This is a genomic window from Streptomyces sp. H27-H5 (genome assembly GCF_026627505.1).
Taxonomy (GTDB): domain Bacteria; phylum Actinomycetota; class Actinomycetes; order Streptomycetales; family Streptomycetaceae; genus Streptomyces.
Genome location: NZ_JAPNLK010000022.1, coordinates 26,238 through 40,675 on the forward strand (window position 1 = coordinate 26,238; position 14,438 = coordinate 40,675).

The 14,438-nt window shown below is 71.6% G+C and carries 14 protein-coding genes and 1 pseudogene; 7 read left to right on the forward strand and 8 right to left on the reverse strand.

From position 1 onward, the window contains the following. Window positions 1-5 precede the first annotated feature (5 nt). Window positions 6-365 carry an NADH-quinone oxidoreductase subunit A gene (locus OTB19_RS13695; protein ID WP_053678945.1) on the reverse strand — a complete coding sequence of 120 codons (360 nt, stop codon included), beginning with the start codon at window positions 363-365 and terminating at the stop codon, window positions 6-8. 802 nt (window positions 366-1,167) lie between these two features. On the opposite strand from OTB19_RS13695, the gene OTB19_RS13700 reads away from it, so the two are divergent. The 4 genes and pseudogenes from OTB19_RS13700 to OTB19_RS13715 all read left to right on the forward strand — a co-directional run bounded on the left by OTB19_RS13700 (window position 1,168) and on the right by OTB19_RS13715 (window position 4,262). After that, a complete protein-coding gene (locus OTB19_RS13700; protein WP_267798426.1) occupies window positions 1,168-2,043 on the forward strand; it encodes a C40 family peptidase in 876 nt (291 codons plus the stop codon). 673 nt (window positions 2,044-2,716) lie between these two features. Then, a pseudogene (locus tag OTB19_RS13705) lies at window positions 2,717-3,310 on the forward strand (ABC transporter permease); the annotation flags it as partial. 46 nt (window positions 3,311-3,356) lie between these two features. Beyond that, entirely contained in the window at window positions 3,357-3,710 is a 354-nt protein-coding gene (locus tag OTB19_RS13710) for a hypothetical protein (RefSeq protein WP_267798427.1), read from the forward strand. A 102-nt stretch (window positions 3,711-3,812) separates the two neighbouring features. After that, window positions 3,813-4,262 (forward strand): DNA-binding protein, encoded by a 450-nt coding sequence (locus OTB19_RS13715; protein WP_267798428.1) that lies wholly within the window; start codon window positions 3,813-3,815, stop codon window positions 4,260-4,262. Between the two features lie 60 nt (window positions 4,263-4,322). Here OTB19_RS13715 and OTB19_RS13720 read toward each other — a convergent pair whose 3' ends face one another. Beyond that, on the reverse strand, window positions 4,323-5,606 hold the full coding sequence (locus OTB19_RS13720) for a geranylgeranyl reductase family protein (RefSeq protein ID WP_267798429.1): 1,284 nt from the start codon (window positions 5,604-5,606) through the stop codon (window positions 4,323-4,325). Window positions 5,607-5,703: 97 nt separating this feature from the next. Here OTB19_RS13720 and OTB19_RS13725 point away from each other — a divergent pair, with 97 nt between their 5' ends. Continuing rightward, window positions 5,704-6,222, forward strand: coding sequence for a GNAT family N-acetyltransferase (locus OTB19_RS13725; protein ID WP_267798430.1), 519 nt, complete (start codon window positions 5,704-5,706; stop codon window positions 6,220-6,222). A gap of 22 nt (window positions 6,223-6,244) precedes the next feature. Here the strand turns inward: OTB19_RS13725 and OTB19_RS13730 are convergent, their stop codons facing one another. Then, window positions 6,245-7,246 (reverse strand): glutaminase, encoded by a 1,002-nt coding sequence (locus OTB19_RS13730; RefSeq protein ID WP_420716837.1) that lies wholly within the window; start codon window positions 7,244-7,246, stop codon window positions 6,245-6,247. 6 nt (window positions 7,247-7,252) lie between these two features. Next, entirely contained in the window at window positions 7,253-7,945 is a 693-nt protein-coding gene (locus OTB19_RS13735; RefSeq protein ID WP_267798431.1) for a demethylmenaquinone methyltransferase, read from the reverse strand. Between the two features lie 244 nt (window positions 7,946-8,189). Between OTB19_RS13735 and OTB19_RS13740 the strand changes: the two genes are divergently transcribed. Next, window positions 8,190-9,119, forward strand: coding sequence for a DUF3152 domain-containing protein (locus OTB19_RS13740; protein WP_267798432.1), 930 nt, complete (start codon window positions 8,190-8,192; stop codon window positions 9,117-9,119). Between the two features lie 44 nt (window positions 9,120-9,163). Then, window positions 9,164-9,484, forward strand: coding sequence for a helix-turn-helix domain-containing protein (locus OTB19_RS13745; RefSeq protein WP_267798433.1), 321 nt, complete (start codon window positions 9,164-9,166; stop codon window positions 9,482-9,484). On the opposite strand, the gene OTB19_RS13750 is transcribed toward OTB19_RS13745, so the two are convergent. The 4 genes from OTB19_RS13750 to OTB19_RS13765 form a co-directional block, all read right to left on the reverse strand. Next, the gene (locus tag OTB19_RS13750) at window positions 9,450-10,112 is read right to left on the reverse strand and encodes an imidazolonepropionase-like domain-containing protein (RefSeq protein ID WP_267798434.1); all 663 of its coding nucleotides are present in this window, start codon (window positions 10,110-10,112) and stop codon (window positions 9,450-9,452) included. The two genes, OTB19_RS13745 and OTB19_RS13750, sit on opposite strands and share 35 nt — an antisense overlap. A gap of 13 nt (window positions 10,113-10,125) precedes the next feature. Then, complete coding sequence (mqnC, locus tag OTB19_RS13755; protein WP_053678921.1) at window positions 10,126-11,325, reverse strand: cyclic dehypoxanthinyl futalosine synthase; 1,200 nt, start codon at window positions 11,323-11,325, stop codon at window positions 10,126-10,128. A gap of 88 nt (window positions 11,326-11,413) precedes the next feature. Further along, window positions 11,414-13,126, reverse strand: a complete 1,713-nt coding sequence (locus OTB19_RS13760) for a serine/threonine-protein kinase (RefSeq protein WP_267798435.1) — start codon at window positions 13,124-13,126, stop codon at window positions 11,414-11,416. Window positions 13,127-13,420: 294 nt separating this feature from the next. After that, a complete protein-coding gene (locus OTB19_RS13765) occupies window positions 13,421-14,284 on the reverse strand; it encodes a menaquinone biosynthetic enzyme MqnA/MqnD family protein (protein ID WP_267798436.1) in 864 nt (287 codons plus the stop codon). Window positions 14,285-14,438 lie beyond the last annotated feature (154 nt).

Here is a 14,438-nt window from a genome sequence, read left to right on the forward strand (position 1 = left end):
GCCCCTCAGTCCCATTCCAGGCCGCCGCGGCGCCACACGTAGGCGTAGGCGACGAAGACGGTGAGCACGAAGAGCAACATCTCGACGAGCCCGAAGATCCCCAGGGAGTCGAAGGTGACCGCCCAGGGGTAGAGGAAGACGATCTCGATGTCGAAGACGATGAAGAGCATCGCCGTCAGGTAGTACTTGATGGGGAAGCGACCGCCACCGGCCGGTACCGGAGTGGGCTCGATGCCGCACTCGTACGCTTCAAGTTTTGCCCGGTTGTACCTCTTTGGGCCGATCAGCGTGGCCATGACCACGGAGAAGATCGCAAACCCTGCGCCGAGGGCGCCGAGCACGAGGATGGGCGCGTACGCATTCACGCTCCTCGCTCCTTCCAGTCGTCCTTGACCGTTGGACCGCTGTGCCGGCGCCGAGTGACCCGCCTCCCGTGAAGATCACCCGAATCGGAGGGGATTGCATGTGAGGCAGTTCACAAGCCGGACTGGTGCGCATCTTATGCCTGCCGGTCTGTGATCTGCGACACGGGTAACAACACCGAGTTTGTGATCTCCACCACCTGACGAACGATCATGAAGTCCGATGAGTGGTGATCTTCGTACGCAAGGCATCCACATGATCACCAAAGGTGACATCCGGGCCCTTCGCCGCAGGTGGAAGGGGGTCCGCACTATCAAACGTTGGATCATGCAGGCAAATTGGCACCACTGCCGTAGCGGTGGTAAGGGGATCCATACCCCCCGAACGAGGGGTTCGGGAGGACTCGGGTGGACGTCGGGCCGAGCCGATCCGAGGGGGAGGGGCGGCGGGACGAGGGCCGCGCGGATCGCGTGCATCCGTTCACGAACCACACGGGAACCTCACAGCCGGGTCACGGAGCGGCCACAGTGCCCGCACAGCGGTAGGTAACTGTGACCTGCGTCACGTGGACTCCGCGCCACCGAAAGGGGGCTTGGCCAACTGTCGAGCGGAATGGTAGGCGCCGGATCAATTGGGACTTATCGCGGAAACCCCATGATCACAGGCTTGTGAGGGTGTGTCCGTTTCGCCCGTTACCGCGTCAATAACGGGCGCGACGCGTCCGGTTCGCGGCCTTCGCGCGCAACTGTGGCGCACACCACGTTTCTTGAAGCGACCGGCCGCCCCCTGATAGCGGTTAGTCCCATGTCCCACACCGCTCACACACCCAGCCACCGGAAGCCCCGCCGCAGCGTCTCCAAGCTCGCGGTCCGCGCCGGCGTTGCCGGTGGCGTCCTCAGCACCCTCGCCATGGCCGGCACCGCGAGCGCGTCCCCGTCCCCAGAGCCCGTGGCCGAGACGACGCTCGAAATGCCGGTCCTCGACCTGGACCTGAGCGCCGACGTGGCGACGGCCGTCACCACGGCCGCCGAGAACACCCGCGCCGCAGCCGTCGAAGGCGAGCTGAACGTCCAGGAGGAGCACGCCCGCACGGGCGCCGCCGCCGAGGCGAAGCAGGCCAAGGAAGACGCCCAGCAGAAGGCCGACGCCGAGAAGAAGGCCAAGGAGGAGCAGGCGCGCAAGGCCGAGGCCGACCGCGCCAACCGCAGCTCCGCCCGCTCCTCGCTGGCGAACGCCTCCGCCTCGGACGACGATTCCTTCTCGCCCGGCAGCAGCTCCGGCGGCGGCAACTCCGACGAGAGCGGCAGCACGTCGAGGCCGGCCACCGGCTCCGCCGCCGCCATCGTCGACTTCGCCCGCGCGCAGGTCGGCAAGGCGTACGTCAGTGGCGCCACCGGCTCCTCGGCGTACGACTGCTCCGGCCTCGTCCAGGCCGCGTACCGCCAGGCCGGGATCACCCTCGACCGCGTGTCGCAGGCGCAGTCCAACGCCGGCACCTCGGTGTCGCTGAGCAACCTCCAGCCGGGCGACATCCTGTACTGGGGTGCCAAGGGCAGCGCGTACCACGTCGCCATCTACGTCGGCGGCGGCAAGTTCGTCGGTGCGCAGAACCCCAGCACCGGTGTCGTCGAGCGCAGCCTGAGCTACGACATGCCGACGGGCGCGGTCCGCGTCCTCTGAGTCGTCGCGTCCTCGTGAACCGTCGCGGCCTCTGAAGCCTTACCGGGCGTCCAGAGGTGCCTGGGGCCTCGTGCGGGACCCTCCGGGCCGTCCGAGCCGCTCTCGGACGCCCTGAGGAGCCTTCAGGCACCTTCGGACAGCCCGCGGCTGACCGCGCGTGCACGGAAAGGGCCGGTACTCCCCCGCTCGGGGGTGGAGTACCGGCCCTTTCGCGCGCCCGTGCCCGTGCCCGAGAGGGGAACGGAACACGCCGTCGCCGGGTCGATTTCACGCGCGCCTGGCCGAAGTGCGGGTGCGCGGGCGGACGGTGCCCTTGTTTCCCGTCGCGGAAATGCGGAATTCCGTACGGAATGCGGGGCGTGCCGTGTCAGACGAGCGAGGCCGCCAGTTTGAAACGGGCGTCGCGCTGTTTCCCGTAGAGCGCGACTGAACTTGAATCCGTGTCCTCACCGCCACCGAGGTGACCATCGAGGACGTGGCCCCCGTGGTGAACGAGTTCGCCGGTTCCGGTTTCCCCGCCGACGCGGAGGAGCGGCTGCGCGAGGTCGCGGGCATCCGCAACGCCGGAACGCTGTGGACCGTACGGCTCGATCCGGGGACGACGATCGGCGTCCTGCCCACCGGCGGCCGCGCCACCACCGGCACCGCCACGGGCACCATCACCGGCACCCCGGTCGTCGCCGCCTCCCCGGGGGCCGTCGCCGCCCTGGTGCCCACCCTCCGGGAGGGCCGGCTCTACGACGAGTTCGCCGAGCGGAGCCGGCAGCGCGTCGTGCTCATCGGCAGCGGGGGCGCCGAACGCCTCGGCATCAGCACCCTGAGCACCCGCCCCCCGCTCTGCATCGGCGAGGAGCCGTTCACCGTGGCGGGCGTCATCGCCGACGTGGAACGCAAACCGGAGAACCTGCTCGCCGGGATCTGCCTGGTCATCGGCGCGGTCGGCATCGCCAACACCACCCTCGTCGCGGTGCTGGAGCGGACGTCGGAGATCGGGCTGCGCCGTGCGCTGGGCGCCCGGGGGCGGCACGTGGCGGCCCAGTTCCTCACCGAGGCCGCGACGCTGGGCACGCTCGGGGGGCTGGTCGGCACCTCGTTGGGCGAACTGACGGTGGTCGCCGTCTCGCTGGCCCGCGACTGGACTCCGGTGATCCATCCCGCCACCGTCGCGGCCGCCCCGCTCACCGGGCTCGTCACCGGCCTGCCGGCCGGGCTCCATCCGGCCTGGCGGGCGGCCCGTATCGAACCCGTCGAGGCCCTGCGAAGATAGTCGGGGCGCTCGCCCGACCGTCAACGACCCTGGAGGTGGTGGTCCCGTGCTCACCCGACGGCCCGCCGAGGACGCCGAGGTCGCCGACCGCGGCACCGGGGACCCCACCGCACTGCCCGCCGCGGCGGGTCTGGCCCTGCTCGCGGTCGGTGGCTGGTTGCTGACCACCGCCCGCCCCTGGGCGAAGCCGGGGCACCCCGTCACGCTCGGGCTCGGCTGGACGGCCTCGCTCGCCCTGCTGGTGTGCGGGATGGTGCTGTTGGCCCGCTGTGTGCGGACCGTGCACGGCGCTCCGTACGAGGACGGGTGCGCGGACGGGCACCCGGACCGGACCTCCGCGGCCCGGAGCGGAGACTCCCCCGACGAACCGGCCCGCCCCGCACCACCCCCCGCCGACTGACCGCGAAACGCCGTCCGGTCCGTCCGTCGCACCTGCGCGACGGACGGACCGGACGGCGTTCGGCCCCGTCTCCGCTGAAGCACGGCGGCAGGCGGAGCAGGAGTGGTAAGCAAGCGCCTCAAGATCAAGGCAAAGAGCGAGGGCACGCTCGTCCTGGACGCCCAAGGACTTTCACTGCACGTCGACGGTGACGAGGGGATGCGTGCGCGTATCGAAGTCGCTCAGCAGAGCGGCCGACGCGTGGCGCTGTCCGCGCTGACGCCCTTGGAGGTGCGCCGGACAGGGGAAGCCGCCAAGCGACTCCAGTTCCCACTGTCCCGGTTCGACGTGAAACCGGTCAACGACGCGGTGACGGACGCCGCAGCGAAGCTGCTGGACGCCTCGGGCCTCGACGGGCACGAATGCCTCGTGGACGCACTCGTGGTGGCCACGGCCGCACTCTGCACCCCCCCGGTCCTACTCGTCACTTCCGACAAGTCGCACATCCCGGCGCTGTGCAAGGCCGCCGAGGAACTTCCCGGCTCACCGAAGGTGAAGATCGTCAACGTGTGACGGCCAAATGTCACGAGCCGAGCCGCTCGACCACCCGACGAGCGGCCCGGCCTTGACCGGTCAAGCGCGGGGCGCCACCTTCGAGAGGCCGTTGATGACGCGGTCCATCGCGTCGCCGCCCGTGGGGTCGGTCAGGTTGGCCAGCATCTTGAGCGTGAAGCGCATCAGCACCGGGTGGGTCAGACCGCGCTGTGCGGCGATCTTCATGACCTTCGGGTTGCCGATCAGCTTCACGAAGGCGCGGCCCAGCGTGTAATAGCCGCCGTACGTCTCCTTGAGGACCTTCGGGTAGTTGTGCAGGGCCAGTTCGCGCTGGGCCGGGGTGGCGCGGGCGTGCGCCTGGACGATGACGTCGGCGGCGATCTGGCCGGACTCCATCGCGTAGGCGATGCCCTCGCCGTTGAACGGGTTGACGAGGCCGCCGGCGTCGCCGACGAGCAGCAGGCCCTTGGTGTAGTGGGGCTGGCGGTTGAAGGCCATCGGCAGGGCCGCGCCGCGGATCGGCTGCGTCATGTTGTCGGGGGTGTAGCCCCAGTCCTCCGGCATGGACGCGCACCAGGCCTTGAGGACCTCGCGCCAGTCCAGCTCCTTGAAGGCGGAGGAGGAGTTGAGGATGCCGAGGCCGACGTTGGACGTGCCGTCGCCCATGCCGAAGATCCAGCCGTAGCCGGGCAGCAGCCGGTCCTGCGCGCCGCGCCGGTCCCACAGCTCCAGCCAGGACTCCAGGTAGTCGTCGTCGTGACGGGGCGAGGTGAAGTACGTCCGGACGGCGACGCCCATCGGGCGGTCCTCGCGGCGGTGCAGGCCCATCGCGAGGGAGATCCGCGAGGAGTTGCCGTCGGCCGCGACGACCAGCGGGGCGCTGAAGGTGACCGGGGTCTTCTCCTCGCCCAGCTTCGCCTGCACGCCGGTGATGTGGCCGGTGCGCGCGTCGCGGACGGGCTCGCCGACGTTGCAGCGCTCGTAGAGGCGGGCGCCCGCCTTCTGGGCCTGGCGGGCCAGGGTCTCGTCGAAGTCGTCGCGCTTGCGGACGAGCCCGTAGTCCGGATAGGAGGCGAGTTCCGGCCAGTCGAGCTGGAGCCGCTGCCCGCCGCCGATGATCCGCAGGCCCTTGTTGCGGAGCCAGCCGGCCTCCTCGGAGACGTCGATGCCCATGGCGACCAGCTGCTTGGTGGCGCGCGGCGTCAGGCCGTCGCCGCAGACCTTCTCGCGGGGGAAGGAGGTCTTCTCCAGGAGCAGGACGTCCAATCCGGCCTTGGCGAGGTAGTACGCGGTGGTCGAGCCGGCGGGCCCGGCCCCGACGACGATCACGTCCGCGGAGTGTTCGGAGAGGGGCTCGGTCACTGCGGGGTCTCCCGAAGGCTCGATAAAGGGTGCCCAACGGCACCGGACACGTGCAGTCTATGCAGCGAGAGAGATCACGATCCGAAGGGTGCCTCCGATGACCACCTCGCCCGCCCGGCCGCTTCCCACCGTGCAGTTGCGCGTGCCCATCGACGAGGACGCCCGTGCCTGGCACCAGGTCTTCGCCGACACGGAGGTGATGGAGTTCCTCGGTGGCCCCGCGGAGCTGTCCATGTACGAGGAGTTCACCGCCCGCCAGCGGTTGCACGACGCCCGGCTCGGCTACTGCCTGTGGACCCTGCTGGACGAGGCGGGCGCCGTGATCGGTTTCACCGGTGCGCAGCCGTGGCCCGCGGAGAAGGAGTGGGGGCCGGTCGGGGAGATCGAGATCGGCTGGCGGCTGGGGCGCTCCGCCTGGGGCCGGGGGTACGCGTACGCGTCCGCGCTGGCGACGCTGGAGCGGGTACGGGCGGCCGGCGTGACGCGCGTGGTGGCGATGATCGACGCCCGGAACGTGCGTTCGGTGGCGGTCGCGGAGCGGCTCGGGATGGACCTGGACGAGGAGTCCACGATGCCGGACGGCAACCCGGCCCGCCGCTACGCGCTGTCGCTGTAGACCGCGGACCCGGATCCGCCGGTCAGAAGACCGACAGGCCGGTCAGCGTCGTGAAGCGGTCGAGGGCCGCCACACCCGCGACCGAGTTCCCCTGGGCGTCGAGCCCGGGGCTCCACACCGCGATCGAGCACCGGCCGGGAACGACGGCGACGATCCCGCCGCCCACCCCGCTCTTGCCGGGCAGGCCGACGCGGTAGGCGAACTCGCCTGCCGCGTCGTAGGTGCCGCAGGTCAGCATCACCGCGTTGATCTGCTTGGCCTCGCTGCGCGTCAGCAGGCGCGTGCCGTCGGCGCGCAGCCCGTGCCGGGCCAGTACGCGTCCGGCGCGGGCCAGGTCGGCGCAGGTCATCTCGATGGAGCACTGCCAGAAGTAGTGCTCCAGCAGGGCCGGTACGGGGTTGTCGATGTTGCCGTACGAGGCCATGAAGTGGGCGACGGCCGCGTTGCGGTCGCCGTGCTCCTGCTCGGAGGCGGCCACCTCGGCGTCGAACCCTATGGCCGGGTTCTCGCTCTCCTCCCGCAGGAACTGCAGGAGTTCGCTGCTCGCGTCGCCCGTGAGGGTCTGGAGGCGGTCGGTGACGACGAGGGCGCCCGCGTTGATGAACGGGTTGCGGGGGATGCCGTTCTCGTACTCCAGCTGTACGAGCGAGTTGAACGGGTTGCCGGAGGGTTCGCGGCCCACTCGTTCCCACAGGCTGTCGCCGCCCTCCGCGAGGGCCAGGGCGAGTGCGAAGACCTTGGTGATGGACTGGGTGGAGAAGGGGACCTGCCAGTCCCCCACCCCGTACGCGTTGCCTTCGAGGTCGACGACGGCCATCCCGAACTGCGTCGGGTCCACGGACGCCAGCGCCGGGATGTACTCGGCCGGGGTGCCGCGGCCGATCACCGGCGCGATGTCGGCCGCGATCCGCTCCAGCAGTCCCTGGTAGTCGAAGCGCACGGTCTCGGAGGGTTCCGGGCCGAGGAACGCGGGGCCGGAGGGCGCGGCGCCCGGGGGCGCGTCGTCGACGGGCGCGGCGGGCATCGCGTCCTACGCCTTGACGCCGCGGTGCAGGGCCACGATGCCGCCGCTGAGGTTGCGCCACGCGACCTTGGACCAGCCGGCCTTCTGCAGGAGCGCGGCGAGTTCCGGCTGGTCGGGCCATGCGCGGATGGACTCGGCGAGGTACACGTACGCGTCGGGGTTGGGCGACATGGCGCGGGCCACCGGCGGGAGGGCGCGCATCAGGTACTCGGTGTAGACCGTCCGGAACGGCGCCCAGGTGGGCTGCGAGAACTCGCAGATGACGACCTGGCCGCCGGGCTTCGTGACGCGGTACAGCTCGCGCAGGGCGGTGTCGGTGTCCTGGACGTTGCGCAGCCCGAAGGAGATCGTCACGGTGTCGAAGGTGTCGTCCTTGAACGGCAGCTTCGTCGCGTCGCCGGCGGTCAGCGGCAGCCAGGGGTGCCTCTTCTTGCCCTCCTGGAGCATGCCCAGGGAGAAGTCGCAGGGGACGACGTACGCGCCGGTCGCGGCGAAGGGCAGCGAGGAGGTCGCGGTCCCGGCGGCCAGGTCGAGGATCGTGTGTCCGGGGCGGGCGCCGACCGCCTTGGCGACCTCCTTGCGCCACAGGCGGGCCTGACCGAGCGAGAGCACGTCGTTGACGAGGTCGTAGTTCGCCGCCAGCCCGTCGAACATGGAGGCGACTTCGTGCGGCTGCTTGTCCAGGGAAGCGCTGGTCACTGGCGTGGGCCCCTCGGGTGCGATGCGGTGCGGTGCGGGTCTGTCCGCCATTCTCGCAGGCGGACCCGGGGCCGGCCGCCGCGGGCACAACTGACCCGAAGGACAGTTACGCGGGACGGCCGGATCGGCTTTGACTGGTGCGCGTGTGGCCCGAAACGGGTCGGACAAAAGCCACGTTCGTCGGCGAAGCGCATGAAATGCCCGCTCGTGTGCGACGTGGACCACGCGAACAGAAAGCTCCTGCATGCCGGAAGGCCATCCGACCAGACGTTCCCGCGGTGACGTGCGCGCCCTGCGCCGGGCCGCCGAACGGCGGCGACGACTGCACCGTACCCTCATCGGCTCCGCGGCAATCGCCGTCGCCTGCGTGACCGCCTACACCCTGCGCCCGCAGGACGGGACCGCCGCGGTCGCGGACGACCGACCGGCCGCGGCCGCCCCCACCCGGGAGGCCGACGCGGGCGGTCCCACGCCCGACGGCGGCTCCGAGCCGGCCCCGGACGGCGGGCGGACGAAGCCGCCGGCCGCCTCCCCGCCGGCCGCGCCGAAGCCCGGGGCGAAGGCCACGCCGAAGGCCTCGACCCCGGCGAAGCCGACCCCGTCGGTTCCGGCCTCCGGTCCCGGGGTCTTCGCCGCGTCCACCGCCTCCGGCTCGCCGCAGGGCAAGGGGCGCGCGCTGCGCTGGCGGGTCGAGGTCGAGCAGGGCAGCGGGGTCGACCCGGAGGCCGCGGCCCGGTCCGTCGAGGCGATCCTCGGGGACCCGCGCGGCTGGACCCGTGATCCCGCGTACGGGTTCCGCCTCGTCGGCGCCGGCCAACCGGTGGACTTCACCGTGAAGATCGCCACCCCCACCACCACCGACCGGCTGTGCGAGGTCGTCACCCCCGAGCTGATCGGCGAGACCAACTGTCGCGCCGGTCACACGGTCGTGGTGAACCTCAAGCGCTGGCAGGAGGGATCACCGCAGTTCGACGGTCCCGTCGAGGAGTACCGGGCCCTGATCGTCAACCACGAGGTGGGCCACGAGATCGGTCGCGAGCACGAGACCTGCCCCGGTCCCGGCAAGCAGGCACCGGCGATGATGCAACAGATCAAGGGACTGCTCGGCTGTACGGCGAACGCCTGGCCGTTCAACGCCGCCGGAACCTACCTGGCCGGCCCGAACGTCCCTTAGGCAGGGGGCCGAGCGCGTCGGCCGGGGGGCAAGGGGTGGAAGCCGTGCGCAGCGTCAGCTTCAGCGTCCCGTCGTGGTTCCCCGCCCACGACCCGCAGGCGCCTGCGCGGGTCCACCTCACCGACCAGGAGTCGGCGGTGTTCCTGTGGCTGGCCACCGGCGCCTCGAACGCGGAGCTGGCCGCGACGCTGCAACTGTCCGTCAGCACCGTCAAGTTCCACGTGCTGAACATCCGGAACAAGCTCGGCGGGGTGAGCCGCCTCCAGGTCTGCCTGCTGGCCGCCCTCGCCCGGGAGGGCGGCCGGCCCGACGACGACGTGCCCGGGGACCTCAGCGACGGCGGTGCAGCAGCCGTCCCCCGATGACCGTGGCCACACAACTCGTCGCGCCCAGGGTGAGCAGTTCCCCGGGGTCGGCCGCCGCGAAGACCGCGAACCGGGCCGGGGCGTCCGGCTCCAGGGCGCCGTGGAAGGCCTGTTCGGCCGCGTCCCACCCGGCGAACGGGTCCAGGGACGCCTCCCGCTCCGCACCCGGCGACCCTTGGGGCCGCGCCGCCGGCGGCAGGACCGCCAGACCCGACCGCACCACGGCGGTCCGCACCGACGGGATCGTGAACCGGCCGGTGACCGCCACCACCCCGCGTGCCAGGAGCTTCTGCGTCCCGCGCCGGGCGCTGTTGCCCCACCGGGACTCGGTCATGGTGAGACCGGCCAGGGCCTGCCCGCCGATCGGGTCCGCGCCGAGTTCGGCGACCTCGTACGGGTCGTCCGGGTAGTACGTGCGCTCCAACAGCTCGTCCGCGCCGCGCACCAGCAGTCCCGGGGTCAACACCCCGGGCCAGCAACGGACCCGGGCGTGCGGGCGGGCCGCGCCGAGCTCCTCGTACGGGCCCACGCCGGCGATCCGGTCGCCCTCGACGAGCACCGCGCCGCCGGGGAGCGGGGTCGAACCCGGCCCGGCGACGAGGAGTTCGGCGGTGTGCAGCGTCAGCATCGGTTCGGCGGCGTCAGTTCGAGGAGATGAGCTTCAGCTCGGGGTGCGCGGTGCCGCCCTCGATGGCGGTGGAGGAGATGTGCGAGACGACGCGGTCGTCGACCGGGTCGTTCGCCGGGTCGTCGTGCACCACGAGGTGCTCGTACGTCGTCGCGCGCTGCGCCGGCGTGCGGCCCGCCTTGCGGATCAGCTCGATGATCTCCATGCGGTTCGAGCGGTGCTTGGCACCGGCCGAGGAGACCACGTTCTCCTCCAGCATGATCGAGCCGAGGTCGTCCGCGCCGTAGTGCAGCGACAGTTGGCCCGCTTCCTTGCCGACCGTCAGCCAGGAGCCCTGGATGTGCGCGATGTTGTCGAGGAAGAGCCGCGCGATCGCGATCATGCGCAGGTACTCGAAGATCGTCGCCTGGGTCCGGCCCTTGAGGTGGTTGTTCTCGGGCTGGTACGTGTACGGGATGAAGGCGCGGAAGCCGCCGGTGCGGTCCTGCGTGTCGCGGATCATCGCGATGTGCTCGATGCGCTCGGCGTTGGTCTCGCCCGTGCCCATCAGCATGGTGGAGGTGGACTCGACACCCAGCTTGTGGGCGATCTCCATGATCTCCAGCCAACGCTCGCCGGACTCCTTGAGCGGGGCGATGGCCTTGCGCGGGCGGGCCGGCAGCAGTTCGGCGCCGGCGCCCGCGAAGGAGTCGAGGCCGGCGGCGTGGATCCGCTGGATGGCCTCCTCCGCCGAGACGCCCGAGATGCGGGCCATGTGCTCGACCTCGGACGCGCCGAGGGAGTGGATGACCAGCTGCGGGTACGCCTTCTTGATGGCGGAGAAGTGCTCCTCGTAGTACTCGACGCCGTAGTCCGGGTGGTGACCGCCCTGGAACATGATCTGCGTGCCACCGAGCTCCACGGTCTCCGCGCAGCGGCGCAGGATGTCGTCGAGGCCGCGGGACCAGCCCTTCTTGGTGTCCTTCGGGGCGGCGTAGAACGCGCAGAACTTGCACGCCGTGACGCACACGTTGGTGTAGTTGATGTTGCGCTCGATGATGTACGTCGCGATGTGCTCCGTACCCGCGTAGCGCAGCCGGCGCGCGGCGTCGGCGGCCTGGCCGAGCGCGTGCAGCGGGGCGTGCCGGTAGAGGTCGAGCGCTTCGTCCTGGGTGATCCGGCCCCCTGCGGCGGCTCGGTCGAGGACAGACTGGAGAGCGGCCTGGTCGGTCACCGGTGCGTCACCTTTCGGCGGTGTGTCAAGGGTCCGGACCGATCCAGCGTACGCCGGCGGTCCTCGGGTCCGTTCAGGGGTGCGCGGGTCAACGCTCTCGGGTCAGATCGCCTTCGGGGTTGCCGGCCGCCGCGTCCCCGGACCGGTAGTGCAGGGTCCCGTTCGCGTTCAGGGTGAAGCGTTCGTCGGCGGAGCCGTCGGAACACACGCCGGGCGCCGGGTTGGGGCCGTCCGTCGTGTCGAGGACCAGCGAACGGTCGGTGGCGGCGCGCAGCTTCCAGTCCCCGCTGCAATCGGTGCCGAGGACGGGCAGGACCGACTTGTCCCGGGCGACGACCTGGCCGATCCGGCCGCCGCTGATGGTGATCTCGAACGCGTTGGACACGCCCAGGCGGGCCGTGGTGACCGTGCCCTTCCAGGTGCCGGCCAGGCCTTGGGGCACGGTGTCCCGGACCCCCGGGGACGGGGTCGCGCCGCCCGTGCTCGCGGTGGGCCCCGTGGCGGGCGCCGAATCGGCCGTACGCGGGGAGGAGGAGGGCGGCGGACCGGTCGCCAGGTCCCGGTTCCCGCCCGACTGCCAGGGCAGCAGGTCCAGTCCGTACAGCCCGCCCGACAGCACGGCCAGCACGGCCGCCGCGGCGAGGACCACGGTGCAGCTGAACCGCCGGCCGGCCGCGCGCACGGAGACCCGCCGCCCGTCGGCGTCGGACGCGGTGCGCGGCCCGGGCACGCCGCCGCCGTACCCCGCCCCGCCCGCGCCGGCCTCCGCGCCGTACGCCGGCCCGTACGGAGTGGTGCCGCCGCCGGGGAAGCCGTCCGGTGCCCCGACGGCCACCCGCTGCTCGCCGTAAGAAGAGGGCGAGGTGAACGGCACCGGGCCCGAGGGGTACTCCGGCAACGCCTCGTCCAGGTCCAGCAGGGCCACCGCGGCGCGGTTGGCCTCCTCGACCAGCGGGGTCGGCAACCAGCCCGACACCCCCAGGGCGCCGTCCAGCGCGGCCGCGATCACCGCCGGCGCGGGTCGAGCGGCCGGCGACTTCGCCAGGCAGGCCGCGATCAGGTCCCGCAGCGGTCCGGGCCCGATCCCGCCGAGGTCCGGCGGTTCGTGGACCACCTTGTAGAGGAGGGTCGCGGAGTTGTCCCCGCTGAAGGGGGCCCGGCCGGTCGCGGCGAAGACCAGGACCGCGCCCAGCGAGAACACGTCCGCCGCCCCGGTGACGGGGTTGCCGAGGATCTGTTCCGGCGACATGTAGCCGGGCGAGCCCACGGAGACGCCGGTGGAGGTCAGCGCGGCGGCGCCGTCCGAGGCGCGGGCGATCCCGAAGTCGATCAGGCGCGGGCCGCCCGTCGGGCCGCCCGCGAGGGTGAGCATCACGTTCGACGGCTTCACGTCCCGGTGGACGAGCCCCAGCCCGTGCACCGCCACCAACGCGCGGGCCAGCCCCTCCCCGACGGCCCGTACCGAATGCTCGGGCAGCGGCCCGTAGCCCGCCACGGCCCGGTCCAGCGACGGGCCCGCGACGTAGCCGGTGGCCACCCACGGCACCGGGGCCTCCGGGTCCGCGTCCAGGACGGGCGCGGTCCACTCGCCCCCCACCCGGCGCGCGGCGGCGACCTCGCGGCGGAAGCGGGCGCGGAACTCCTCGTCGGAGGCGAAGTGGGGGTGGACGATCTTCACGGCGACGGTCCGGCCGCCCGCGCTGCGCCCCAGGTAGACCCGACCCATGCCGCCCGCGCCGAGGCGTCCGAGCAGCCGGTAGGCGCCGATGGTCCGCGGTTCGCCCGCTTCGAGCGGCTGCATCGCGTCCCCCTCCCCGAGGTTCGTGGATCGCTGACGGTCAACCAGCACCTTAGGGGTGTCCACCGCCGGCCGGGGAGCTTCCATCGTGTCCGGAGTACTACGGCACCACGGCGGGGACGGGTGGTTCGATCCCCGCCGAATGCGCCGGCGCACCGGTCTCGGCCCCTTTGTTCCGCAGGCCGTTCCGTCGGCCGTTCCGTCGGCGGACGGAAATGCGAAAGGGGAACGAATTCCCGGTAAACGGAACATTCCCCTTTCCGGGATGCGGAACTCGCGCCGGGGGCATAAGGCGCGTCAATGCTCCGGTACGGCCACCTTCAGGAGCTCCACCTCGACATCGGCCGCGTACCCCGACGCCGATCCCGTACGGCGCGCGAATTCCCGGACGCCGGCGAGTTGCTCCGGACCGAAGCGGAAGTCGAGCGTCGTGAAGTAGCGCTCCAACAGGTCGGCGTCGAACGCCTCCCAGCGGGCGGCCTGCTCGGCGACCTTGGTGACCTCCTCCAGGGAGACGTCCCGGGAGGCGAGGAACGCCTCGTGGACCTTGCGCACGACGACGGGTTCGCGTGCGAGGTAGTCCTTGCGGGCGGCCCAGACGGCGAAGACGAACGGCAGCCCGGTCCACTCCTTCCACATCAGCCCCAGGTCGTGCACGGCGAGGCCGAGCCGGGGCGCGTCGTGCAGGGAGGCGCGCAGCGCGGCGTCCCCGATCAGCACCGCCGCGTCGGCCTCCTGCATCATCACCCCCAGGTCAGGGGGGCAGGTGTAGTAGTCGGGCCGTACTCCGTACTGCTCGGCGAGCAGCAGCTGGGCCAGCCGTACGGACGTCCGGGAGGTCGATCCGAGAGCCACGCGGGCTCCGTCCAACCGGTCGAGCGGGACCTGCGAGACGATCACGCAGGACATCACCGGGCCGTCGCAGCCGACCGCGAGGTCGGGGAAGGCGACGAGTTGGTCGGCGTTGCGGAGGAACTCGACGAGCGTGATCGGAGCGATGTCCAGGTCGCCCCGGACGAGCCGTTCACTCAGTTTCTCGGGGGTGTCCTTGGTCAGCTCCAGGTCCAGCAGCGTGCCGGTTCTGGCCAGCCCCCAGTAGAGGGGCAGGCAGTTCAGGAACTGGATGTGGCCGACGCGGGGCCGGCTGCGATAGACGTCCACATCGCGAGACTAGCCCCGGCTCCGCGTCAGCGATCGGGCGGGTCTCAAACGTCCGGGTGACGTGATCTTTCCCTCTGGTCTCGGCCGCAGGGTGCATGCTAGGCTCGACGCAAGTTGCAGTTTGGTTTCCCTTGCAGTACGAGGCCTGCGGAGA